This is a genomic window from Allocoleopsis sp. (assembly GCF_036703385.1).
Taxonomy (GTDB): Bacteria; Cyanobacteriota; Cyanobacteriia; order Cyanobacteriales; family Coleofasciculaceae; genus Allocoleopsis.
This window is the reverse complement of sequence record NZ_DATNPA010000225.1, coordinates 1-22,858: the sequence shown is the minus strand read 5'-3', so window position 1 is coordinate 22,858 and position 22,858 is coordinate 1. Positions and strand designations below refer to the sequence as shown.

At 45.8% G+C, this 22,858-nt stretch carries 17 protein-coding genes and 1 pseudogene; 10 read left to right on the top strand and 8 right to left on the bottom strand.

The window, feature by feature from the left end; all coding sequences use genetic code 11:
• Nucleotides 1-418 (top strand): DHH family phosphoesterase (locus tag V6C93_RS11125; protein WP_333476725.1); only part of this gene is annotated, 418 nt, incomplete at its 5' end.
• A 94-nt stretch (nucleotides 419-512) separates the two neighbouring features.
• On the opposite strand, the gene V6C93_RS11120 is transcribed toward V6C93_RS11125, so the two are convergent.
• Complete coding sequence (locus V6C93_RS11120; protein WP_333476724.1) at nucleotides 513-995, bottom strand: nucleoside 2-deoxyribosyltransferase; 483 nt, start codon at nucleotides 993-995, stop codon at nucleotides 513-515.
• 335 nt (nucleotides 996-1,330) lie between these two features.
• On the opposite strand from V6C93_RS11120, the gene pcrA reads away from it, so the two are divergent.
• Nucleotides 1,331-3,709 (top strand): DNA helicase PcrA, encoded by a 2,379-nt coding sequence (gene pcrA, locus V6C93_RS11115; RefSeq protein ID WP_333476723.1) that lies wholly within the window; start codon nucleotides 1,331-1,333, stop codon nucleotides 3,707-3,709.
• A 65-nt stretch (nucleotides 3,710-3,774) separates the two neighbouring features.
• On the opposite strand, the gene V6C93_RS11110 is transcribed toward pcrA, so the two are convergent.
• The 4 genes from V6C93_RS11110 to V6C93_RS11095 form a co-directional block, all read right to left on the bottom strand.
• Complete coding sequence (locus V6C93_RS11110; protein WP_333476722.1) at nucleotides 3,775-5,556, bottom strand: hydrogenase maturation protein; 1,782 nt, start codon at nucleotides 5,554-5,556, stop codon at nucleotides 3,775-3,777.
• A gap of 203 nt (nucleotides 5,557-5,759) precedes the next feature.
• Nucleotides 5,760-6,833 (bottom strand): hypothetical protein, encoded by a 1,074-nt coding sequence (locus V6C93_RS11105; RefSeq protein WP_333476721.1) that lies wholly within the window; start codon nucleotides 6,831-6,833, stop codon nucleotides 5,760-5,762.
• A gap of 89 nt (nucleotides 6,834-6,922) precedes the next feature.
• Entirely contained in the window at nucleotides 6,923-7,666 is a 744-nt protein-coding gene (locus V6C93_RS11100; RefSeq protein WP_333476720.1) for an MHYT domain-containing protein, read from the bottom strand.
• A gap of 95 nt (nucleotides 7,667-7,761) precedes the next feature.
• Nucleotides 7,762-10,716, bottom strand: coding sequence for a methyl-accepting chemotaxis protein (locus V6C93_RS11095; protein ID WP_333476719.1), 2,955 nt, complete (start codon nucleotides 10,714-10,716; stop codon nucleotides 7,762-7,764).
• 909 nt (nucleotides 10,717-11,625) lie between these two features.
• Between V6C93_RS11095 and V6C93_RS11090 the strand changes: the two genes are divergently transcribed.
• From V6C93_RS11090 to V6C93_RS11080, 3 genes are all read left to right on the top strand, one after another.
• Entirely contained in the window at nucleotides 11,626-11,886 is a 261-nt protein-coding gene (locus V6C93_RS11090) for a hypothetical protein (protein ID WP_333476718.1), read from the top strand.
• A 448-nt stretch (nucleotides 11,887-12,334) separates the two neighbouring features.
• The gene (locus V6C93_RS11085; RefSeq protein WP_333476717.1) at nucleotides 12,335-15,013 is read left to right on the top strand and encodes a colicin uptake protein; all 2,679 of its coding nucleotides are present in this window, start codon (nucleotides 12,335-12,337) and stop codon (nucleotides 15,011-15,013) included.
• A 103-nt stretch (nucleotides 15,014-15,116) separates the two neighbouring features.
• Nucleotides 15,117-16,364: a transposase gene (locus tag V6C93_RS11080; protein WP_333476716.1), complete on the top strand. Its 1,248-nt coding sequence runs from the start codon at nucleotides 15,117-15,119 to the stop codon at nucleotides 16,362-16,364.
• A 29-nt stretch (nucleotides 16,365-16,393) separates the two neighbouring features.
• Here the strand turns inward: V6C93_RS11080 and V6C93_RS11075 are convergent, their stop codons facing one another.
• Entirely contained in the window at nucleotides 16,394-16,549 is a 156-nt protein-coding gene (locus tag V6C93_RS11075; RefSeq protein WP_333476715.1) for a hypothetical protein, read from the bottom strand.
• A 36-nt stretch (nucleotides 16,550-16,585) separates the two neighbouring features.
• On the opposite strand from V6C93_RS11075, the gene V6C93_RS11070 reads away from it, so the two are divergent.
• Complete coding sequence (locus V6C93_RS11070) at nucleotides 16,586-18,352, top strand: cellulose-binding protein (RefSeq protein WP_333476714.1); 1,767 nt, start codon at nucleotides 16,586-16,588, stop codon at nucleotides 18,350-18,352.
• 251 nt (nucleotides 18,353-18,603) lie between these two features.
• On the opposite strand, the gene V6C93_RS11065 is transcribed toward V6C93_RS11070, so the two are convergent.
• Nucleotides 18,604-18,966 (bottom strand): response regulator, encoded by a 363-nt coding sequence (locus V6C93_RS11065; RefSeq protein ID WP_333476713.1) that lies wholly within the window; start codon nucleotides 18,964-18,966, stop codon nucleotides 18,604-18,606.
• Between the two features lie 722 nt (nucleotides 18,967-19,688).
• On the opposite strand from V6C93_RS11065, the gene V6C93_RS11060 reads away from it, so the two are divergent.
• The 4 genes and pseudogenes from V6C93_RS11060 (at nucleotide 19,689) to V6C93_RS11045 (ending at nucleotide 22,522) form a co-directional block, all read left to right on the top strand.
• Complete coding sequence (locus tag V6C93_RS11060; protein ID WP_333476712.1) at nucleotides 19,689-20,885, top strand: aminotransferase class V-fold PLP-dependent enzyme; 1,197 nt, start codon at nucleotides 19,689-19,691, stop codon at nucleotides 20,883-20,885.
• Between the two features lie 29 nt (nucleotides 20,886-20,914).
• Nucleotides 20,915-21,193: pseudogene (locus V6C93_RS11055) on the top strand (type I restriction enzyme HsdR N-terminal domain-containing protein); the annotation flags it as partial.
• Nucleotides 21,194-21,264: 71 nt separating this feature from the next.
• Nucleotides 21,265-21,846 (top strand): Uma2 family endonuclease, encoded by a 582-nt coding sequence (locus V6C93_RS11050; protein ID WP_333476710.1) that lies wholly within the window; start codon nucleotides 21,265-21,267, stop codon nucleotides 21,844-21,846.
• A gap of 103 nt (nucleotides 21,847-21,949) precedes the next feature.
• A complete protein-coding gene (locus V6C93_RS11045) occupies nucleotides 21,950-22,522 on the top strand; it encodes a Uma2 family endonuclease (protein WP_333476709.1) in 573 nt (190 codons plus the stop codon).
• Nucleotides 22,523-22,556: 34 nt separating this feature from the next.
• Here V6C93_RS11045 and coaE read toward each other — a convergent pair.
• The coding region (gene coaE / locus V6C93_RS11040) for a dephospho-CoA kinase (RefSeq protein WP_333476708.1) at nucleotides 22,557-22,858 on the bottom strand (302 nt) is incomplete at its 5' end.

Sequence of the window (22,858 nt, the reverse complement as noted above, 5' to 3'; positions counted from 1 at the left end):
TTCTCTAGTTAACTCCAACACACAGGAAGTCGAACAATTAAGGGAAGCGCGGAAGGAAGTGCAGGCGGCGATGGAACAAGCCAAGAAAGCCGCACCCGTCTTTTCTGGCAATGTCGCCTTGGTGCGTATCAACTCAGCGTGTCAAATCCACCCACTGATTGCCCAAAGCTGGCGCACTCGATTGCCCAAGTATATCGTCATGGTGGCGAATGAGGGATATACCTTAGAGCGAGTCAACTTCAGTGTAAGAACTGCATCGGGAATCAATGTGCTGGACTTTTTACAAAACGTGGACTTGTCGCCAGGAGAAGGAAGCTACGGTCATGGACATGATAGTGCATCGGGAGGTAGCTTGCCTGTTGAGCGGTGGAATGAGTTGCTAAGTTCCCTTGGATTTAAGAGTAACAAGAATGACTAAGTGCAGCGCGGCAGAAATAAGTAACCAGTTAACAACGGAGCCAAAAGTAGAAAGTATAAGCCTTGCGCTGGTTATGCAGCGATGTTAACATTTGCTAACCCTCCTCTACAAAATCAGCTAGGGTTTGGAAATTCCGATAATGCTTTAATACTTGCAATAATTGTCTTTCAGTTGGTGCAATGTACTCCAAAGGGACACGTATCATCGGATTGAGTTTTGAGCCTATAAATGCAGAGCGAGCATCAGTATGCAAACCAATGAGAAATTTGTTGGGATGCTGAAATTTCTTGTGGGTATAGGCTACCCCAAGTTCTACACAGGCTCCCTCATCAGGTACACGACCATCTAGTACAAACAAAAACACATCAGATTCCATGATTTTTGTTGTATCAAGCTGAAACATTGCCGATCTGCGTTCTTCTTTTGTCATCTTGTCATAAGGTGGCTTATCACGCTCTACACCATCGCGCTGTGGCAAGAACACTTGATAACCAAGCACCTCCAGTTTCTCAGTGAGGCACTGGTTAAAGCGGCATTCGGCTTGTGAAAATAGGGGTGCTGCAAAGTAAATGAGCATCAGTGGACTTATATACTTTCCTAAATCTCAATTCAAAAGGATTGCAGGCTATTCCGGAGGAGACGCAGCAAGACTAAATGCTAACCAATTGCCAACAGACTGGAATTTGCAGTTCGTAGGGTACGTTAGCGACAGCGTAACGTACCATCTCTAAACTTTGGTGGGTTAGGCGTAGCCGTAACCCACCCTACAACTCTACAAATTCTGCGATCGCCCCCTCACAACAGTAGCTTCAGCTAATCGCATCTTACCCCTACAGTCTGCTACCAAGATACGATACCCTTGACTAGAATAGACTCTCTTGCTAAGACCTCGCCCTGTCCCCTCACGCCGTCATGACTCAAACCACTGACTTCCTCAGCCACCTCAACCCCTCTCAACGTCGTGCCGTCGAACATTTCTGTGGCCCCTTGCTGGTGGTTGCTGGCGCAGGTTCCGGCAAGACGAGGGCACTAACCTATCGAATCGCCAATCTCATTCTCACTCACAAGGTCAATCCCGAAAACATCCTGGCGGTAACTTTTACCAACAAAGCGGCACGGGAGATGAAAACCCGCATTGAGACGATATTTGCTCAGCAGATGGCGCTTTCAAAACACGGGCAACGACTGGAATTACTGTCAGAGGAAGAACAAACCCAGTTGCGATCGCGCGTTTACAAAAAATATATCAAACCGTTGTGGATTGGTACCTTCCACAGCCTCTTTGCTCGGATTCTCCGCCTCGATGTCAATAAATATCAAGACGAACAAAAACATCAGTGGAACCGGAACTTTTCCATCTTTGATGAATCCGATGCCCAAAGTCTCGTCAAAAACATCGTCACCAAACAATTAAACTTGGATGACAAAAAATTTGACCCCCGGAAAGTCCGCTACGCCATCAGTAATGCCAAAAATCAGGGCTTATCTCCCCAAGATGTTGAGAAAGAGCAAACTGGTTATAAGGGGCGAGTGATTGCCGAAGTCTATAGCCATTACCAAAACCAGCTAGCTAGCAACAACGCCCTCGACTTTGATGACTTGATTTTAGTCCCAGTTAAACTATTTCAACAGAATGAAACCGTCTTGGGCTATTGGCATCAGCAATTCCGTCATATTTTGGTGGATGAATACCAGGACACGAACCGGATTCAATATGACTTAATTCGCCTATTAAGCACGAATGGAGAGACACAGAAAAGTGAATGGAATTGGAAAGATCGCTCAATTTTTGTAGTGGGTGACGCCGACCAATCCATCTATTCATTTAGGATGGCTGATTTTACCATATTATTGGAATTTCAGCAAGATTTTGGAGATGGATTACCCGATGAAGATACCCGCACGATGGTGAAATTGGAGGAAAATTATCGCTCTAGGGAAAACATTCTCCAAGCGGCTAATTACCTGATTGAAAATAATACCCAGCGTATCGATAAAGTACTAAGACCTACACGCGGGTTAGGGGAACAGATTTATGTTCACAAAGCAGATGATGAGGTAGAAGAAGCGCACTTTGTAATCAATCAAATCCGGCGAATGGAGCAACAGTACCCAGAACTCGACTGGGGAAGTTTTGCGATCCTTTACCGCACGAATGCCCAATCTCGCCCGTTTGAGGATGCCCTGCGGGGTAAAGTTCCTTATGTTATTGTGGGTGGGCTGAAGTTCTACGATCGCAAAGAAATTAAAGATTCTCTGGCTTATTTAAGAGCGATCGCAAATCCAGATGATACCGTCAGCCTCCTACGCATCATTAACACCCCTCGACGCGGCATCGGTCAAGCCACTATTGACCGACTGCTGGGGGCTGCTCAAGAATTAAATATATCGCTGTGGGAAATTCTCAGCGACCAAACTTCAGTGAGTACTCTCGCAGGACGTTCAGCCAAGGGAGTCAACAGCTTTGCCGAAATTATTCAGCGGTGGCAGCAGCAAATCGAGAATCTTACAGCGGCTGAAATTGTCAAGGGAATTATGGAAGAGTCGGGTTATATTGAAGACTTGACCAAACAAGGGACTGATGAAGCCGAAAATCGGTTGGAAAACATCTCTGAACTTTATAACGCTGTCCTCCAATTTCAGGAAGAAAACGAAGACACAAGTTTAGAAGGTTTCTTGGCGAATGCTTCCCTTGCTTCTGACTTGGATGACTTAAAAGATGGACAAAAAACTGTATCTTTGATGACGCTGCACTCGGCAAAAGGATTGGAGTTTCCGGTTGTCTTTTTGGTCGGGTTAGAACAGGGGCTATTTCCCAACTATCGCTCAATGGATGACCCGGCTTCTTTGGAAGAAGAACGCCGTCTTTGTTATGTAGGAATTACCCGTGCTCAGGAACAGCTATTTCTCTCCCATGCGCGTGAGAGACGCCTGTATGGGAATCGAGAACCCGCTGTGCGATCGCAGTTTCTTGAGGAATTACCTAAAGACTTAGTCAGCAGCACCCATAAATTGAAGGTTAAGGAGTTGAAAGTTGGAAAGTTGAAGGTTGAAGGTTCAGAAAACAACCTTCAACCGGCTCAAGAGCAACCTTCAACCCAAACCAAACGCTCAACCAAACAGTCCCAGGATTGGAGAGTTGGGGAGTTGCTAATTCACGATACCTTTGGGACAGGCGAAGTCACCCACATTTTTGGTTCGGGGAATAAAATCAGTATTGCTGTTAAATTCCCTGGTCTCGGTCAGAAAATTCTCGACCCAACTCGAGCAACATTACAACGGGTGCAATAAAAATTGCTAGGGATTGAGCAGAAAAAACTGACCCGATTCCAAGCAACAAAATCTGATATTTATGCTCACCTATGAAGAAAGCCTAGTGTACTCTTCTGCGAAGTTTTTGCATTCGGCAAAACGACCGCGCACTTTTCTGATGGGTGACTAAATTGGCGATGCTTTGCTAAGTGTAGGGGAGTCTCTGAAGGAGTAATTTTATAAACAAAATTACGACGAGCAACATGATAACTTTGCTCGGAGCTATAGAAATTTAGTTTCATTTGCTCCAATTCTTCTTTTCTATAATCTTCGAGAGGTTTACAGCGCTCATCTGTGAGTCGCATCTCTCTCTTCAAAGCCAATCTATGCTCGTAATCTGGACTTTGAGCCATACCTTGGGCGATCGCCTCAATCTGCTGCCGAAAACTAACGATACTCTGACCAAAGCAATCATCAATGAGTCCTATTTCTTGAGCAACTTTTGTACTCATCGGTAGGCAATTATTGGTCAGTTCCAGCGCTTTTTTATGACCGACACGCTTAGGGAGTGAATAAGTCCAATACTCCGAACCGTACAATCCCATCCGTTTGTAGTGGGGATTCAAAACAATACCACGGCGGGCATAAACTTGATCCGCCGCTAAAGCTAACATAACGCCCCCGGCTGCTGCATTTCCTTGCATTGCAGCAAGGACTAAATGGGTTGTTGCAGTCAAAATTGACAGAACAAGGTCATTCATAGCATTGATATTACGCCAAGATTCATCAGCAGGATTTTCTGACGCTTCAATCATATTCAAATGAATTCCATTTGACCAAAAATCTTGTCCTCCCATTAAAACAATCACTTTGGTTGGATGAGTGCAGACATTAAGAAAAGCTGTCTTCAAGCGATTACACTGGTCAGCACTCATGGCACCATTATAGAAGTCAAAATGTAGATATCCTACATCGTTCTTCTCTTCGTACCATATTTCCTTATAAGTTTTGCAAGTGGAAGAAAGTTTTAGAGACCGAGTTAATTCGGGAATATCTTTTAAAGACTCACTTAACACCATCGCTGCGGGCAATTTGAAAAACGATTGCTCTCCTCGTTTTTTCTGTTTAAGATGGGATATCCAAACAGCACCATCGACTGTTGCCCGACAAATCGCACCATGTTGTTGAGCAATAATTTCACCGGGAGTTCCTTTCAACGTATCTTCTTGATGTGCGCCATATAGGTAATAAGCTTCTCCGTCGATTGTATCGAGTACACCGGGTTGACTATCAGCAGCACGAATTTTTTTAACAATTGTAGAGGCTGAGTCTGAAGCCCAATCAATGCCTCTCACCTCTTGTTTCATGTATGGACGTAGACAACCCTTAACATCCTCTCGGCTATAATCCAACGGCTCAGGAATAAAATGTCCGCTTTCAAAACGTTCAATTGTTTCTAAAATAGCCTGGATTGCGGCCTCAGCCACTTCAGTTCTATACACAGAACTTTTACTCCGGGATGGCATCTTGAAATTAACGGATGACCAGATATCACCCGCATCCATTTCTCCCGTTGCTTGTAATGCCGTTACACCCCACTCTTCTGCATCAGTCAGGATAGCCCAATCTAGAGAAGATGGGCCTCGATCGCCTTTAATTCCAGGATGGATAATGATACAGATATAGCGACGCCAAATTACTTCAGGGATTGCCATTTTTACGAAAGAGGCAATAATCAAATTGGGCTGGTATAGCTCAACCGCTTCAGCCATAACTTGAGTATTCAAAGTGAGTTCAACAGAAACGTTGTGACCCTGATAAGCAAGCTCTACATGGATGCGTTGCGTCAAACTATTGTAAGCGTTCGATAGCAATAAGATTCGCATCTTTATCCTCCTTCTGTTAGGTACTTTGGTTAACTATAAAAGCAATTTTTTCTCACTCTATTGACTTGCAAAGTGGTCATAAAATTTTTACTGACAGACAAAGACTCATCAGTAAGCCTCCGCAAAAAAACACAATAGACTTATCCGGAAATTAAGATTCAATGCAGACCGAGCAAGAGTTTCGCCCTAATTTCCGGAAAGGTCTATTTCAGGTTGGCCTCAAAATTAGTAAAGATCTGCTGTATCGCCAAAGTATAAGACTTTACCCAAAATTTTTGTTCAGAATCCACACGGGTTAAAATCGTCTCGAATAACAACTGTAATATCGATTCGACGAATTCTCCTTTGACTTCCACACTAGGAAAAACCATCTGGCACAAAGGCAGCAATTCCTGCTCCACTGCATCCAGGCTCTTTTCCAGTACACACAGCCAGAGATAGCCTTGGAACATATTCAAGTCTCGGAGGGTAGAGGCAGCAACCCCCGATTCGCTGAGGTTTCCCCGATAGCTTTGATAATGGGGATACTGTTCCACACAGCGGTGGTAGACGGCTAACGCGATTTCTTCTGCTTGTGGTAGTAGTTGCTCCACGAGTGCCAGAGTCGGGGAGTCCCCTGGATGCTGCGCCGCAGCGGCGCATACTCGCTGCCAGGGGATGCAAACTTGCTCTTCGATAAACTTGAAGTAGGGGCTAAGCAAGACTTGCTCAGGTAGTGTGAGTCGATTGAGAATTTGTTTCGTACTCAAATGAAAGTGGGTGGAGAGAAAGCCACGACTGCGCTGATCCTGAGTCAATAGATGTTGTTCCTGAAGTTGGAGTAATTCAGGTTCAAGCTTAAGAGCCAACTGTTGAATATCGGGTAGCTCGATCGCTTGTCTCACCCATTGAGGCAGGGCTTCCCCAGCCTGGAGTTGGGCCTCTTGTGCAACGATGGGAGACGACTGCTGCTGATAAATGTCCAGTACCTTCTCATAAACTCGCACGGCTGACCGGGCAATGTTTCCAGCCTCCGATAGATTGACGACATTGGGAATGTAAGAAAAGAGAATATTCGTTTTGATACCCGCTAATTCGCAACTGGTTTGGAGTAGACGCTGAAGCTTGCCAACGGTTTGAGTTCGCCCCTCTAGGGATGCTGCTTGAATCACCTCAGAGACATTGAATTGACCTTGATTTGCAGACAGAATTGATAAGTCGGGGACATAGCGCTGTGCCCAAAGCTTGACCATGCCAGCGGCTGAGGTGTTTTGAAGCAGTGGAGTGGACTTAAGCAAGAGATTCCCTCCTAGAGGCTATCGTAATCTTCAATCATCTGCGTCTATTTACAGTTTCAACACTCAAATCCACTGTCCGGAGATGGCAATTAATCCAGCAAACTTTTAGGCCCAGAATTGATATAAATAGTAGCCAGGGTTAAACTCAGGATGAGAAGTGTGAAAAGGCAAACAATATAAGCCAGGGATAAATTGTCTAAACCTGCCGCTTGAACTAACTTGGAAATATCGGGTTTGAACATGGCTGCCGCCATTCCTGTGTAATGCATTGAAAGCACCGCCCCACCCATAATGCACGCGGTAGCAGATTTTAACCATCTACGCCCCACCCAAGCCTCTTCCCGAAATTGAATCGACAGTTTTAAAGCAACGAACGATACGACGATCGCAATCACAACCGAGAGCAAAAATAGACCAGGTTTGTAATGCACCATCGCGGGCATTTGCATGGCAGCCATACCGGTATAATGCATCAGGGCAATGCCAATCCCCATGATGCTGCTACCGGCTAGTAAAACCACTGGACTTGGCTTCGGGCGACCGATGATGAATAGAGCCTGTGCAGATGCCAAGATAGCGGCAATCAGTGAGACGAAAACAATCCCCAGATTATAGCTAATGAATAGTGGGATGGAAAAAGCCAGCATGGCAATGAAGTGCATCGACCAAATCCCTGTTCCCATAGCGATCGCTCCCCCCATCAACCAGAGTTTACCAGTGGCTCCTTTGGCAGCGGTGACTCGGCTCGAAAGCTCAAGCGCTGTATAAGAAGCCAGCACCGCAATGAATGCGGAAAAGACGACAAGGTAAGGATTGTAAGTGGCGTTCATCATGATTTTAGGCTGATTGATTGTTAGTTATAGGTGAAGAATTGCAGATGGTAAGTGGCTATGATTGAAGGTCATTGAATCAACGCAACCTTCAACGTTCAACCTTCCAAGAGTCCATCCTCAAAAGAGCCAATTTTGAAGCGACCAACTGATTGCTGCAAGTGTTGAGCCACCTCCACAGTTTGTCGCAGTGAGCTGGAAACTTGCAGAGAGGAATCGGACGTTTCTTGAGAAATTTGGGCAATTTCTTGCATCAGCGCTGTCACAATCTGAGAAGTTTGGGCTTGTGAGACAGTGGCGTCGGAAATGGATTGCACTAATCCATCAATTTGATGTGAAACCTCAAATATTTCCTCTAGACTCTGTCTAACATCTAAAATCATTTCAGTACTATTAATCACTTGGTTTCGACCCTCTTCCATCGCCTCGACCACTCCTTTGGTGTTCTGCTGAATCACTTCGAGGACTTCTTCGATTTCTTGGGTTGCACTCACCGATTGCTTGGCGAGTCTGCCAATCTGATCGGCAACGACTCGGAAGCCTTCACCCTCTGCACCTGCACGGCTGGCCTCTAGTCCAGCATTGATCGCCAGCAAGTTAGTCTTTAGGGAGATTTCTTGAACCAGATTCACGACTTTGGCAATCTGTTTGGAGGACTCGTCCAAAACTTTTGCCTTATTCGTCGTTTCAACGACCCTCTCTCGCAAATTCACAATATTGTTCACCGTGGCATCGATCGCCTTTCCACCAGTTTCTGCGGCGGTGGAGGCAACGCGGGTCACGGCTGCCGCTTGGCGAGCATTCTCTGCCACGACTTGAATGGAGGAGGTCATCGCCAGGATAGACTCTAAGCTGTGACTAATTTCATCGGCTTGCTTGAGTGCAGCTAGGGAGAGTTGCTCGACAGACTGTTCATCGGCTTGGAGAGCCATGTTGACTTGAATAGCCGTTTGTTTGACCTGCCGAACAATCTGCCGCAGATTCTCAACGATCGCATTAAAAAAGTCTGCAACGGTACCAATTGTTCCCTCTGTCACGTTGGCTCGAACCGTAAAGTCTCCATCAGCTGAACCTTCGATATCCTGGAGCAGGTCGAGTACCTGGCGCTGAAGTTCTTCTTTTTGCTGACGTTGCTCAAGTGAGGCCAATTCGGCAACTTGGCGAGCCTGTTCGACCTGTGCAAACTCGAGCGCTTTCTGTCGCCCGGCTTCTGCTTCTTGGCGTGCGCGTTTTAATTGTTCAATCAGATGGGCTTGCTGGAGAGCTAGGTTGGTCTGAGCCGCTGCCTGTTTGAATAACGTGATTTCCTGTGGCTGCCAGTTTCGGGGTTCAGAACACTGGTGAACACACACTAAACCCAAGAGTTCGTTGTCTAAAAACAGGGGCGCAATCATATTGGCCTTGACTTGAAGGTATTCGAGACTATCAAAGTGGTGAGCCCTATAGCCCCCTTCACGGATGTTATTGCAAACCACAACGTGTCCCGTTTGGAATTGTTGGATGTCCTGTGGTTCAAATAGGTTATATCGGACTAGATCGATCGCTTTAATCCAACCGGGTACCGCCGATTCTGCTGTGACTGTCCCACTCTGGTAGCCTTCCTTGAAGAAATAGATCAGCACGCGGTCTGCTTGCAGGAGGCTACGGACGCCATCAACTAAGGTTTTGAGGATATCTGCAACATTGAGCGATTTATAGAGCTGACTGGTCAAGTCGGCAAAGGCTTGGGCTCGATCGGCTTCAGCTTTTTGATCACGAGCCTGTTGTTCCAGAACTCTTTCATTTAAAACAATGCTGTCTGCCAATTCATTAAACGTATAGGCAAGTTGGCCCACTTCATCGTTCGTCAGAGCATTCGCACGCACTTGGCGATCGCCCCGCGCAAATCTTTGGGTCGTTTGCTGTAGCCGCTTGATCGGTTGAGCAATGGTTCGTCCTAGTAACACCGCTAACCCCACATCCACCGCTAATGTCAGGGCGGACACGGCTAGCTGGAGCAGTAGGCTATCGCCGAGGAGTTTATTTAAAGCGTTTTCTTCTGTTCCCCGAACCAACACCGCAACAGGCTTGCCGTTGACATCGCTGAGGGCTTTAGCTGCTACTGTGTAGCTTTGTGTTCCTGCAACGGCTCGTCCAGTAAGCACCTGGTTCGGAGTGGCAACGGCTTTCTCTAGCAAGGAGGAATCGAGCAGGGGAACATTGGGTTTCGCTTGCGCCAAATCTTTGGTGGTACCTTGGTCTAAACCGGTTGCTAAGGCGAGTTTCCCAGAAGGCTGACGGAAATAAACCGCACTGTAGCCCCCTCCAAACGCTTCCACGGTGTTTTCCACAATCGGCAACTTCCCATTCACAATGTCTCCGGAAACGAGGGTTCCAACAACAGTGCCCGTTTTCGGGTCTTTCACGGGTGTAATCGTGTAACGGATGAGGGCATCTTGGTTGGCAAAACCCTGAGCGAGGGACGGGGACTCTTTAGATAAGTCCGACCCACTCAGAATTTGACTGGCTTGAAGTGGCTTAGAATTGCTCAGGACTTGACTGACTAGGTTGTTTGGATCGAAGGTTTCCCCAGTCCGGTCAGCATTTGCATTAACAATAATCCGCCGATCTTTGCCCACTAGTGTGGCATATTCTATATTGCTCGCCTTAGTCTCATTTTGCAGAATCTGCTTGATTTGACCCCGAAGTTCCGGAGTCAAGGGTTTATTTTGAGAATGAGCGATCGCGGCTGTAATAATCGCGGCATTGTCCGATTGAGCGCGGAAGCTAGACTCCATCTGGTTGATTTTAAAGTCGTAGTTGATCTGGGCGACCGCTAATTCCGACTCCGCTTGCCGAACCAATTGAGTGCGCCCCGCTGCCACAATCAACACAGCCCCCACACCCACCAGTCCGACGATTGAGATCACCTCAGAGGTAAACAAACCCGTGAGTTGCTTGCCTTTAACAGGTAAGTTATCAAACCATCCTAGGGATAAGGATTTGCGCCTTTTGGCCTGAGAAAGATTAGGTGAAGATGTTGGCACTACAGATGGCAATTCTATTCCTGTCATGATGTGATTTTTTGAGAGTAACTCCTTGAAATTGATTCTCTATCTGGATTTTTTGAGAGAACTCAACTCTCTCAATCCATGCAAGGCAGGAATTCGCCTAATTATCACTCTTCAAGAAAGCTCAACACACTTGTTCAGACATCGATTAGATGCCCTAGTTCAGTGGCTGGGATAACCATTCAACCAATGATTTGAGGAAGCAAAGCACTTCAGAAGTTGCTCTTAGATGTACTTCTGAACTCCTGAGCAGCGTTTGAATCTGCCTTCAATGTTTGAAGAAGCGTGAAATTTGAGTTAGGTGGGTCGATAAAATCCCCATATTGATAGCGAAGCAGCTCCTTCGGAGCTACTGCTTTGCTTCCTGAGTTTTGAACGGCTTTTTTCAAACCAGGAAGCTATCGCGCCTGTTTTGCTATCACCGAGCCCAAATCGAGTGACTCATTGAGTCGTTGGTACATCCAATAGCTTACTTGTAGAGACCGTGAATTCTCACCTTTTTCTTTGACTAACACTAAGTTCTGCCGAAATGGAGGAGCAAGTCGTTTAAGGTTTGTGGAGATGCACTCAAGCTGTGAGTCTGACGGAGATACAGGAGATGCGCTCAGATTTGGCTAACCGTATTTCTACGGTCTTGCTCAGGCATTACCTACCGTGTGAATCTAGGTAATTTCCACGATAGTTTAATTTGTTCTTAACAATATCCGTAATTCTACTGAATCGACCTACATACAATGGCTGAATCAAGACGTGCTCTATCTCAACTTAAGCGGCTGTTGGTTCAAGCTAATATTGCTTAAGTTGGGGACGACTCTCTCTAAAGTTGAGAGCAAAGTGCCTGGAAGCTATACAGTGTAGTTAATCGCCGCTTTGAAAGTTAAGATTGGTCAACGCTTTCTAGCAGGAAGAGCAATGTTGAAAAATCTTTTTTGGAAGTTTATCGATTCTAGCTGTAATGATGTCTATGCCTACCACTTTGGCGCTATCTCTGGCTGCAATACCTCATACTTAGGAGGTAAATTGCCTTGGGTGACCGATAAGGCTAACTTGCTATGGGATGCTACACCAGCAAAGCTCAATCAGCTCTTTTTAGGGTTAAGTGGTGACGTACCCAACGCTCCCCTACGGGAGAGCGTGGGGCTTAAGGCGTTGAAAGCTAAAAAAGGTAGTTAAATTACAAGATAGCCGAAATTGAATTAAATCTATTGCCCTGGTTCATAAAAGATTGTATAGCGTTTGTCATCTAATTAATTATTAATGAACTGATTGCAACCAGGGAACTCAATTTACAATAACCGTTCCAGGAGAGAAGAGGCGCTTGCTCTTGGCAGATTACAAGCAACTAAGCTAAAACTGAGTCAACAAATCCCTCCTCAAAATCTCACTATGGCACGGATGTAAGGAAAACTAGTGCAAGAATGCAGTTCGCGTAGCGTTCTCCTTCTTAAGTAGACAGGAGGCAGGAGGCAGAAGGCAGAAGGCAAGAAAGTTTGTACAGTAAGCTTTTTAACCTTTTTCTACTGGATAGTTATTTAGGCCACGCTGCACTAGGAGGTGGCTGTGAATTGATGCCCTGTTGATTAGGCATTGTTAGTTTATAAAGTCTTGTTAAGAACAAAAAATGAATACAACTGAGCGTAAAACTGAAAGTAAAACCGAATTCCCAGGGTCTTCTAGTGGTGTAATTCGCCTCAAGCCCCAACAATTTATTCACATTCTCGATAACAACACGGGTGTCACCCGACTAGAGGTTGGCCCTCAAACCATTACTCTGCGTGACCATGAACGACTGATTTTAAAACCAGAACCGATGATTGTGGTGCCGCCTCGGTATTATTGTATCGTTGAGAATCCGGTGCTTCGGGATGAGTCAGGTCAACCGATCGCAGATGAGCATGGTCAGATTAAACTGTGCTATGGCGATCGCGAAATTCGCTTTGCCCAAGAGCCTTTTCCCCTCTACCCAGACGAAGAACTGATAGGAGAGATTACCCAACTCCAAGTCGTTGAGAGACATCAAGCTCTACGTCTCAAAGCGATTCGGGATTTCACGGTTACCCTCACCCCCCGTGAGCCAGGGAGTGCTGAACAAACCCAAACCCTTAACCGTGTAGCCGGCGATGAGTGGCTATTTGAAGGGCCAGGGACTTATATTCCCCGTGTGGAAGAAGAAGTCGTAGAGACGGTTACCACGAGGGTGATTAAACCCAACCAAGCCTTACGGTTGCTGGCACGCCAAAATTGTATCGATCGCCAAGGCAATAGACGCCGAGCCGGTGAAGAGTGGCTGGTGAGGGAAGAAGGAGCCTATTTACCTGGGGTCGATGAAGAAGTGGTTGGCATTATTAATGCCTACGTGTTAACGGAGCGCAAAGCCTTGCATCTTCGAGCCAAACGCACGTTCCAGGACATTTTTAGTCGGCAACGCAAAGCCGGAGATGAATGGTTAGTCACGTTTGAAGATACAGAGATACACATTCCGGATGTGTATGAACAGGTAGTGGGAGAAGTTGAAATTACCACCCTGGGCGATCGGGAATGGTGTATTCTGGTCAATCCCATCGATGCCTTCGGCAAACCTCAGCTCGGAATGCGAGAAGTTCGTCAGGGGAGAACTTCCTTTTTCTTGCATCCGGGTGAGTTTCTGGAAAATGGCATTCAAAATGTCTACGTTTTGGGTGAGCAGGAAGCCCTTTTACTCCGTGCCAGAGAAGCGTTTAATGAAGGTGATGGAGATGGCCTAATTGAGTATCACCCAGGTGACTTGTGGATGATTACAGGGCCAAGAGATTATATCCCCCGCGTGGAAGTGGAAGTGGTTGAGAGACGTAAAGCCATTCCCTTAGATAAGAATGAAGGAATTTATGTGCGGGACATTCAAACGGGGGAACTCAAATTAGTGAGTGGCCCAATGGCTTATATGCTCAGTCCCTATGAAGAACTTTGGGAAAAACAACTTGCATCGGTCGTTGAGGAACTGATCACGCAAAAAAATGACCCATTAACTAATCGACATCGCCATCTGACTGGGGGGCATGAGTCCAGTCAAATAGCAGGAATTAATCAACCGATATTTGAACGGGATAAAACCAAAGCGGTTGTTTTTCATGTTCCTCAAAATGCAGCCGTGCAAATTCATGACTATAAAGATCGCACAGCACGAACGGTATTTGGCCCAGACTTAGTCATGCTTGGGCCGGATGAAGCATTTACGGTGTTGAGTTTGTCTGGTGGCAAACCGAAGCGACCTAATGCGATTAAGTCCTTAGCCTTATTATTAGGCCCAGATTTTATGACGGATATCTTTACGGTAGAGACGTCCGATCATGCCAGACTTCAGATTCAACTCTCGTATAACTGGTACTTTGATGTAGATCGGCACGATGAACAAGCGGCGGTCAAAATGTTTCAAGTGCCTGATTTTGTGGGGGACGCTTGTAAGGCAATTGCCTCTCGTGTGCGGGGTGCTGTAGCGGGTGAAAAATTTGATGAATTTCATCGCAACTCGGCTCGGATTATTCGTCAAGCGGTGTTTGGGATAGATGAAGAAGGTCGGATTCGAGATGAGTTCCGAATTAGAACGAATAATTTGGTAATTACCAACATTGACATTCAATCCGTGGAGCCAGTGGATGAACGCACGTTAGAAAGTTTACAAAAGTCGGTACAAATTGCCATCCAAATTACCACAGATGCTCAAGAAGCTGCCGCACGGCAGGATGCGGAACGCATTGAGCAAGCGGCAAAAGCCAGACTGGAGAGGCAAGTCATTGTCGATCGCGGTGCGGCGGAAGCTGAACGTAAAAAATTGCTAGAATTGCAAGCTGAAAACGCGGCGATCGAGGCAACCGGTCAAGCGACGGCAGAAGCCAGGGCGAAGGCTCAAGCGGCTCGAATTCAAGGCGAAATAACGGTGAATTCAGCCCAACAAGAAGCAGAGGCGGCTCGAATTCGAGATGAAGCCGAGTTAGCTCAACTTAGAGCACGTCAGGAAGCTGAATTAGCCCATCAACAGGCTCTCAGTGCCCTAGAAATTGAAAAAGCGACAGCGATGTCCCAAATTAACAGTGCTGAATTTCGGCAGAGAATTGAAGCGATGGGTTCAGAAACAATAAAAGCGATCGCTCAAGCGGGTCCTGAAATGCAAGCTAGACTTTTAGAAGCGCTGGGCATTCAGAGTGTATTAATTACCGATGGCAGAAATCCCATCAATCTCTTCGGTACAGCGAACGGTCTAATTAGCCCTCTCACATCGGGATTGTCTTCTGAGTCACAGAGATTGCCAATCACAGAACCTTAACTCTTCCGTGTGGGGATGAAAGCGCGGTCAGCCCTGTAGATTAAAAGTGCGAAATCCTGATAAAATTATCATTATTTAGTATTAGAAAAGGAGGTGATTGAAGTTGGTAACGAGGCGAGTAACATTTCGCTTATATCCTAAACCGAAAGCGGCTCATAAATTGAGTTGGGCGCGTCGGATGCATAAAGAGCTTTACAATGCAGCAATAGCTAATCGTAGAGTTCAATATGAGCGATATGGTCATAGTGTTTCGTACTATGAACAACAAAATTCGTTGCCAGCGTTCAAAGAAGTATGGACGGAGTATAAACACCTAGGCTCACAGACATTACAAGCTACTCTCAAGCGAGTTGACCTAGCTTACCAATCCTTCTTCAAAGGACTGAGAGGAAAACCTAAATTCAAGTCAATCAGGCATTATTCAGGATGGACTTATCCTGCTACGTCAGGATGGAAAGTGCATACAACTGGCGATAATGGCTGCCTTGAATTGACCGACCTCAAAGTCAGTATCCGGATGAGAGGAAAAGCTAGAACTTGGGGGAAGCCTACAACTTGCACGATTGTCTATCGCAACGGTTGTTGGTATGCGTCCATTACAGTGGAATGCACTCCAGTTAGAGAAACGGGTGATGGAGCAATTGGCATTGATTTTGGTACATACCACGCCGCCGCTATGAGTGACGGCACGGTGATAGATAACCCTCGGTTTCAGCGCCAATCAGCCGAAAAAATAAAGATTGCATCTAAACAAAAGCGCCGCAAAAAAGCGCCTAATTTCAAGAGGAAGATTAAGGCATCAAAACGATGGAAGAAAGCGTCTAAGAAAGTCTCTAGACTTCAGCGCAAAGTGACCAATCAAAGACAAGATTGGACGCATAAGGTTGCGAGCCAGTTAGTAAGCGGTAATAGCCTGATAGCAACTGAAGAGCTGAATCTAAAAGGAATGACCAAGAAGGCGAAAAAGGGTAGTAAAAGGAAGGCTCAGAAAACGGGATTGAACCGTTCAATGCTGGATGTAGGGATTGGAAATCTGACCAAGGCTATTGAGTACAAACTGCAAGAAGCGGGTGGATTTATGGTTCTCGTTCCTACCAAAAAGGTAAAGCCTTCTCAAACCTGTCCTGACTGTGGTCATCAACGGAAAAAAGACCTATCTGAGCGTGTTCATCATTGCTCAGAATGCGGTGCAACTTATGACAGGGATATCGCCGCAGCAATGGTTATGCTGTCATGGGCGTTAGGGACTAACGTCCTCAATCGTGGAGAGGAAATCCCTACTTCCATCCCTCGTCATACGGGATTGGGGAAGCAAATTTCCTCGCTGAAGCGACAGAAACCTCGGACGTAGTTCTTACGGAGTCCGAGGTAGTTCATCTCCTATACTTCTCCAAAAGGAGCCTCTGGCGGTTGCCAGAAAGCTAAGGACACAATAGAGGAGAGGTCTGCCGCTTGACCCGTTAGACGGCTATGAACTGGAAACACCACACAAGGATAAATATCTATCGTTTCCAGTTCCCAGTCTCTAGTCCCCAATTCTTAGTATTGTAGGAGCTCATTGACAGTTTTCTTATGACTTACAAAAAGGTTTCCAAACTTTTGGTGTTGTTTGGTATTGCCCTGTTTCTAGCACTGGCAGGTCCTCCCATCTGGAGTAAGCTGGCACAAGTCAAGCCTGAATCCAATGCACTCAATCCCCCTCCCTCTGTAACATCCACTCAAGCTGCTACCCTACCCAAGAACCTGATGACTAATCGCTCATTAGGCATGGGGCTAAATGGGTTGGCTGACTATTCAACCCAACTCCCTTTTTTAGACGCTTTCCGAACAGCAAGACCTTGGTACACAAGCTGTGCTTATGGAGACCCATCTTGTGAGGGTAAAGGAGACAGCAATGCTGAAGTCAAACTTGATTTAGATGAGCAGGGTTGGGTGAAGTCTTTGCCGCAGCCTGGAAGCGGAGCCAGCTACACTCGCGTTGGTACCTTACTCTACAGAGACATTCCAGGAGCATTTCCTACAGGTCGGTATGTCGTTCTGTACGACGGAGAAGGAAAGCTGATCTACGAGTTTGAATCTAAGAAGATTGAAGAGGAATCCAAGCCGGGTAGAGATGTCATTAACGTGGCCGGAGGAGGCGCAGGAATTTCTATTCATATTACTGAAACAGACCCCAATAAAACAGGTAATTATATTCGGAACATCCGAGTTGTACCGGAGCAATACGAGAAAACTTTTGCTACCCAAATCTTCAATCCTGTCTGGCTTGAAAAAATAAAAGGTTTTCAAGCTGTGCGCTTCATGGATTGGATGGGAACGAATAACTCGACTCAGAAGAACTGGGAAGATCGACCTAAGCTAACGGATTACACCTGGCAAAGCAACGGTGCTCCCATAGAAGTCATGGTGGCTTTAGCCAATCGAATCAAAGCTGATGCCTGGTTTAATATGCCCCACATGGCAACGGATGATTACATCAAAAATTTTGCAGAGTATGTGAAAAAGCATCTCGATCCAGGATTGAAGGCTTATGTAGAGTATTCCAACGAAGTGTGGAACTGGCAATTTCAACAATCTCATTATGCCAGTGAGCAGGGTAAAGCCAGATGGGGACAAGATCTTGGGGATGCTTGGATGCAATACAATGGCATGAGAGCCGCACAAGTGTGCGATATCTGGAAGAAAGAGGTGTTTAAGGAAGCTTCCAATCGCGTATTTTGTGTGATTGGTACTCAGGTCGCATGGAAAGGATTAGAAGAGTCGGTTTTGAATGCACCGAAGTGGGTTGCTGAAGGTAATGAACCTCCTTACAAACACGGTATTGATGGATTAGCAATTACTGGTTACTTCTCAGGAAGCTTGGGGCAACCTGAGAATCTAGATACCGTACTTAACTGGCGTTCTGACCCCGATGGCGGGTTTGGTAAAGCCTTTAAACAGCTTAGGGAGGGTACCTTACTCCAAGGCGGCGATACAATACCCGATACGATCAGTTTGTTTGAATACCACTCTAAGGTGGCTAAAGAAAAAGGATTACAACTCGTTGCTTATGAAGGAGGAAGTCATATTGTCGGGATGGGAGGAGGACAGGATAATGAGAAACTAACCGAATTTCTGATTGCCATTAATAAGCACCCAGAGATGTACAACATCTACACCATGCTCTTAAATGGCTGGAAGAAAAATGGTGGCACTCTGTTTAACCACTTTGTGGATGTGGGACAGCCAAGCAAATGGGGCAGTTGGGGAGCATTGCACTCTCTCAATGAGAAAGGTTCACCCAGGTACAATGCTTTGATTGACTTTATGAAAAACAATCCGACGTGGTGGCCTCGATAAGATGAGAATAGCTGGTTAGGTCAAGTATCCTAAGCAGCTATTCGTCAGCGTAATCACTGATACGAGAACTGCTACATATAGCAAAAGGCAGACCGGAGATTTAGTGAGGACAGAAGGCAGAAGAGAACAGATTGATAGGTCTTGGCTTCAGTATTTTTCTTTGTCCTAATCCCCTTGACGACTGCTATACAAATAAACGAAGTGACTCAATGGGATTGAGCTCTCTTTTAGCAGAAGCCCCATCTTCGGTATCAAACCACAGCTAAGTTGACAGCACGAACAAGCTGCTCTCTAGAAAAAGGCTTTGTCAAGTAGGTATCAGCCCCTTGTTTCATTCCCCACAAACGGTCAATTTCCTGGTCTTTTGAAGAACAAATTATAATAGGAATTTTAGCGGTAGATGGGTTATTTTTGATGCGGCGACATAATTCAAAGCCACTCATTCCAGGCATTACTACATCGGTAACAATTACATCGGGTTTATGTTCAAGCGCCTTATTCAAAGCCTCTTTAGCATTGTTAATATGAATAACTGTGTGTCCCCCCTCTCGCAAATAGCCCTTCATCAGCTCCGACTGAGAGGGATTATCTTCAACTAGCAATACTTTACTCATGTCTGGTTATCCTCACACAATTCCTGCATAATAAAAGTTTGGTAGGCTGCTCAGGAGCAGCACTATTGGAGAGCTGATGGCTTCATTTAAGCGGATGAGTATTGTTTGACCAATTTAAAAGCTGGATTAGGTGAATAGGTCATCAGGTCATTACCTTAAATAAATTAGTAAGGCTTTAGTAATTCCCAGCGCGATGCCAGACGGAGACTCAGAAGTGGCAGGCGCACGGCAGCATTCAGAGAAGTATGAAACCTGAGCAAAGGTCTTCCCCAGATCCCAGCAAAGGTTAGTACCGACAGCAAGAATATTTGCCGATAGGTTAACAGTATTGGCAAATTATCTACAGGACAAGACTTTACCTTTTTCGTCTATCGCGACTGAATCCAGGCAGAAGCTGTCGTTTAGGTTATGTTGTTGGTAGAGACCGCTATTGCACACTTTTTACAAACTAGTACAAGAAGGCAGGAGGCTCCAGGGCAGAAAGCTCTGATGAAGAAAGGCTTATACTTTCTAATTTTGGCTCCCTTGTTATCTGGTCACTAATTGCTGCCAGCCTGGTCTAGTTCGTTACGTAACTTCTACCATAACCGAATCTCCTCTCAGTGTCAGCTCAGCCTATTCACTGAATCATTAGATACCTCGTTACATTCAGGTGTAGGAGAAAGTACTGACCACTGACCAGAGCGATAAAATGGAATGTCTTGTTCTTTGTGACTCGTTCTATGACTGGCATCTACCCTGCACCAACGCAGCTTGAACACCATCGACAGCAGTTTCCCGCTTTAGCCAATAAAGCGTATTTCAACTTTGGGGGCCAAGGCACTCTGCCTCAAGCTTCGCTGGACACTATCCAAAAAGCTTATGAATATATCCAGTTGCATGGCCCATTTTGTGCTGGCGTGAATAGCTGGATTATGGAAGAAAGCAAGAAAACGAGAGTGGCGATCGCATCAGAATTAGGTGCACCTGTAGAATCGATCACACTCACGGAAGATGTGACAGTCGGTTGCAATATCCCTATGTGGGGGATTGATTGGCAAGCGGGCGACCACTTACTTCTGACAGATTGTGAACATCCAGGTGTTATCGCGATCGCACGAGAACTCGCTCGTCGGTTTAATATCGAAATCTCCACCTGTCCCATCCTGGAAACCCTCAATCAGGGAGACCCAACAGCCGTTATTGCACAGCACCTACGACCCCGGACTCGATTGGTGGTGCTGAGTCATCTGCTGTGGAATACGGGTCAAGTGTTACCCCTTAGAGACATCGTTGATGCCTGCCGAAATTATTCTACAGGTTCTCATATCATCCGAGTTTTGGTCGATGCGGCGCAGTCTGTGGGTTGTCTGCCGTTGAATTTGACTGAATTGGGGGCAGACTTTTATGCGTTTACAGGTCACAAGTGGTGGTGTGGGCCAGAAGGTCTAGGTGGTCTTTACATCCGACCCGATGCCTTAGACAGTATTAACCCGACCTTCATCGGTTGGCGGGGAATCGTCAGTGATGAAACCGGTAAACCCCTAGGTTGGAAACCGAATGGACAGCGGTTTGAGGTAGCAACATCAGCTTACCCCTTGTATGCAGGATTGCGTGCTGCGATCGCCACTCATCAGCAATGGGGTACAGCTGAAGAACGCTACAAGCAAATTTGTCAAGGTAGTGAATATCTTTGGCAACGTTTATCTCAGTTAGAGTCTGTCCGTTGCTTATGTACCTCACCACCACAAGCGGGTTTGGTTTCGTTTGTCTTGACGAATGGACGTTCTCACAAGCAATTAGTTCAGTTTCTCGAACAAAAGGGGTTCATGCTCCGAACCATCCTCGACCCAGACTGCGTCCGCGCCTGTATTCACTACTTCACGCTACGGGAAGAGATTGACCAGTTAGTTGAAGTGATTCAAGATTTTGGACTTTAGACTAATAGAGTCTAACCTGATAGCCCCTGATGAAATTAGCCGATATCCTCAAGGACTCAAATTACAAGCTGTCGCCGTTTACGATCGCTGAAATTGAGCAGTTAGAGCAGACGATTACTCTCAAGGTGACCAAAAACGGTGAGGTTCCTTATACGGTTTGTTTGGTGCGTCAAAAAGCGATTAAGCTAACGCCAGAGGAGGCAATCCGGCAACTATATTTACGGGTTTTGAGCGATCGCTTGCACTATCCCCTGAGTCGCATTCAGGTTGAGTATGGGGTGAATTTTGGGCGGGAGGTGAAACGGGCGATCGAGACGGATGAAGAGAAAGCGACCACTTGGATAAACCAGCAACTTGAAGCCTTGGGGGTAAAACTAACATGATTATGCAGGCTGAAGCAAAGAAAATCTGTACACCTGAAGAGTATCTCGATTTTGAGGTAAATTCAGATATTCGGCATGAGTATATCAATGCAGAAATCATCCCTATGACTGGCGGCACTCCCGAACATAATGAAATTGCCAGTATTCTCAATGCTGCTTTAAGAGTCAGTTTGAAAGGGAAACCGTACAGTATTTTTGTAGCTGATCAACGGCTTTGGATTCCCGAGCGCACGCTTTACACCTACCCGGATGTCATGGTTGTCCCCCGCCCACTTGAACGACAACAGGGACGAACTGATACGATTACTAACCCGGTAATGATCGCCGAAGTGCTTTCAAAATCAACCAAAAGCTACGATAGGGATGAAAATTTTTCAGCATATCGTACCATTCCTACATTTCAAGAATATTTATTGATCGATCAATATACTGCTCATGTTGAGCAATACTCCAGAACAGACTCCCACAAATGGCTCTTTACTGAATATGACGATACAGAATCGTATATTTCACTCTCATCGATACCCTTTGAAATTCGTTTAGCAGATATCTATGAAAGTGTTGAATTTGAGTCATAGTGGAAATGGCTAAACCAGTAGTAAAACAGGCGATTGAGACTGATGACGCGACAGCCATAACTTGAATAAACCAACAACTTGAAGCCTTGGAGGTACAACTGAAATGATTGCTCAACCTGAGACAAAACACTACACCGTTGAAGAGTACCTGGAACTTGAAGTCGCCTCCGAAATCCGCAACGAATACCGCGATAGAGAAATTGTCCCTATGACGGGTGGAACCCCAGACCATAATGATATTGCCAGCAACCTTGTGGCTATCCTTAAAGGAGCATTACGGGGAAAGTCCTACCGTGTATTTATCCTGGATCAGCGACTCTGGATTCCCGGTGCAAATCTCTATACTTACCCCGATGTGATGGTTCTGCCCAAACCCTTAGAACTTCAAACTGGACGCAAAGATACCGTGGTGAACCCCTGCTTTATCGCTGAAGTGCTATCAAAATCTACCCAAAATTATGACCGTGGCGAGAAGTTTGTTGCCTATCGTAAAATTCCTACCTTCCAAGAATATCTGCTGATTGATCAATACCGCATACACGTTGAGCATCATGTCAAAACAGCCGTTCATCAGTGGCTATTTTCAGAATACGACGACCCAACTGTCACCCTTTCTTTCAGTACCTTTGAGTTGCAAATTCAAATTGCAGAACTTTACGAAAATATAGACTTGTAAAACGTTTAAAATGTCAGAACTATTGTGCCTCTAGTCATACGAATCCTAGTTTATCGACCTGTTTAAGCAGATCTTCTAGGGTAGAGGAATTATTGAGTACAACATCCGCACGAGCAATTTTTTCTTCTAGGGGAAGTTGGTTATTGATGCGGGCTTGAGCTTGTTCGAGGGAAAGTTGATCGCGTTCCATCATCCGTTGTAACTGTTGTTCAGGGGAACAGCTAACCACCCAGATTTCAGTGACTAAGTCAGTCATCTCGGCTTCAAATAATAACGGTATGACTAAAACAACGGTGGGAGTGATTAAAGTATCGAGTTCTGATTGGATGCGATCGC

Excerpts from the sequence above, each read along its gene's own strand:
- V6C93_RS11120 (WP_333476724.1), bottom strand. The coding sequence starts at position 995 with ATGCTCATTTACTTTGCAGCACCCCTATTTTCACAAGCCGAATGCCGC.
- pcrA (WP_333476723.1), top strand. The coding sequence starts at position 1,331 with ATGACTCAAACCACTGACTTCCTCAGCCACCTCAACCCCTCTCAACGT.
- V6C93_RS11110 (WP_333476722.1), bottom strand. The coding sequence starts at position 5,556 with ATGCGAATCTTATTGCTATCGAACGCTTACAATAGTTTGACGCAACGC.
- V6C93_RS11100 (WP_333476720.1), bottom strand. The coding sequence starts at position 7,666 with ATGATGAACGCCACTTACAATCCTTACCTTGTCGTCTTTTCCGCATTC.
- V6C93_RS11095 (WP_333476719.1), bottom strand. The coding sequence starts at position 10,716 with ATGACAGGAATAGAATTGCCATCTGTAGTGCCAACATCTTCACCTAAT.
- V6C93_RS11090 (WP_333476718.1), top strand. The coding sequence starts at position 11,626 with ATGTTGAAAAATCTTTTTTGGAAGTTTATCGATTCTAGCTGTAATGAT.
- V6C93_RS11085 (WP_333476717.1), top strand. The coding sequence starts at position 12,335 with ATGAATACAACTGAGCGTAAAACTGAAAGTAAAACCGAATTCCCAGGG.
- V6C93_RS11070 (WP_333476714.1), top strand. The coding sequence starts at position 16,586 with ATGACTTACAAAAAGGTTTCCAAACTTTTGGTGTTGTTTGGTATTGCC.
- V6C93_RS11065 (WP_333476713.1), bottom strand. The coding sequence starts at position 18,966 with ATGAGTAAAGTATTGCTAGTTGAAGATAATCCCTCTCAGTCGGAGCTG.
- V6C93_RS11060 (WP_333476712.1), top strand. The coding sequence starts at position 19,689 with ATGACTGGCATCTACCCTGCACCAACGCAGCTTGAACACCATCGACAG.
- V6C93_RS11050 (WP_333476710.1), top strand. The coding sequence starts at position 21,265 with ATGATTATGCAGGCTGAAGCAAAGAAAATCTGTACACCTGAAGAGTAT.
- V6C93_RS11045 (WP_333476709.1), top strand. The coding sequence starts at position 21,950 with ATGATTGCTCAACCTGAGACAAAACACTACACCGTTGAAGAGTACCTG.